The organism is Lacihabitans soyangensis (assembly GCF_024343775.1).
GTDB classification, from domain to species: domain Bacteria; phylum Bacteroidota; class Bacteroidia; order Cytophagales; family Spirosomataceae; genus Leadbetterella; species Leadbetterella soyangensis.
On the sequence record NZ_RJUF01000152.1, the window covers coordinates 1 to 1,118 of the forward strand.

At 35.5% G+C, this 1,118-nt stretch carries 2 protein-coding genes; both read left to right on the forward strand.

Annotated features, from left to right (window positions below; genetic code table 11):
- The first annotated feature begins 238 nt into the window (after positions 1-238).
- Complete coding sequence (locus EGI31_RS15165; protein WP_255037984.1) at positions 239-493, forward strand: hypothetical protein; 255 nt, start codon at positions 239-241, stop codon at positions 491-493.
- A 40-nt stretch (positions 494-533) separates the two neighbouring features.
- Positions 534-887: a nuclear transport factor 2 family protein gene (locus tag EGI31_RS15170; protein WP_255037985.1), complete on the forward strand. Its 354-nt coding sequence runs from the start codon at positions 534-536 to the stop codon at positions 885-887.
- Positions 888-1,118 lie beyond the last annotated feature (231 nt).

Genomic DNA, 1,118 nt, shown 5'->3' on the forward strand with positions numbered 1-1,118 from the left:
CTTCTTTTTCATAGACATAATTACAAAATTATTTTTGAATTTATGTCCGAGTTATTTGGGGTGCGTTACAACTAGGTACTTATAATTTTTATGACCTATACTTTCTTCCAATAATTCCTTAGTTTTAAGCCAAAGCTTGCCAACAAAACTGACTAACCTAAATTTGCTTGTGACCAAAAAAACTCCCAATTTCCCCAAATAATTCTTAAATTGGTTTCGAATAAATCACAGAGAAATCATGCAAGAAAAACAACTAAACGAACTGACCGACGAGGAGCTATTGAAAAAATGGAAAGACACCAAAACGCCTTACCTATTTGTGATGGCTACTATTATAGTGTCCGTCATATTCACCTTTATCAGGATGTTTATCAGCGACTTTGAGTTTTCTATGCTGGCTGTACCTTTTTTTGTAGGCATCATTGCCTTTACTATCAACAATAACTATAAGGCTGTTGAGGCAGAAATGAAGGCTCGGAACTTGAAATTGTAACACCATTTTAATTAAAAACCGACATACTTTTACCAAAACCATGACCAAACAAGAAATTGCCCTCGCTTTCTCAAATGGTGAGTTTGAAAAAACCACAGAATTCATTGCCGAAAATGCCGTTTGGGAGGTGGTGGAAGAAAATACATTTATTGGCAAAGAGGCCATCATAGAAAACTGCAATCAGGTTGCGGCATATTTTAAGTCTGTCACCACGGACTTCAAGACATTGAATATTATCGCTCAAGACAACAAAATAGTTATCAACGGTACAGCTGAATTCAGCAGAAATGGTCAAAGAATTTCGTTTGTTTCGGCTTGTGATTTGTATGAATTTAATGAGAATGATCTAATCCAGCGGATTACTTCCTATTGTATTGTCACTGCTCAAGGTTGATCGCTTTTTTTAACCGCAAAGAACTCTAAGGAAATGCTCGCAAAGAACGCCAAGTAAGCCTCTAGATGAACTTTAAAATACTAAATTTAAACACTTTGTGAAACTTCGTGCATCACTTTGTGAGCCTTTGTGAAACAATTCTCAAAGTTTATAACCGCACGAAAAAACCATCCGAATCGAAAATTTCAACCCCCATTTATTTGGAACCTTCAAACATTTAAATTCACAAAA

Excerpts from the sequence above, each read along its gene's own strand:
- EGI31_RS15165 (WP_255037984.1), top strand. The coding sequence starts at position 239 with ATGCAAGAAAAACAACTAAACGAACTGACCGACGAGGAGCTATTGAAA.
- EGI31_RS15170 (WP_255037985.1), top strand. The coding sequence starts at position 534 with ATGACCAAACAAGAAATTGCCCTCGCTTTCTCAAATGGTGAGTTTGAA.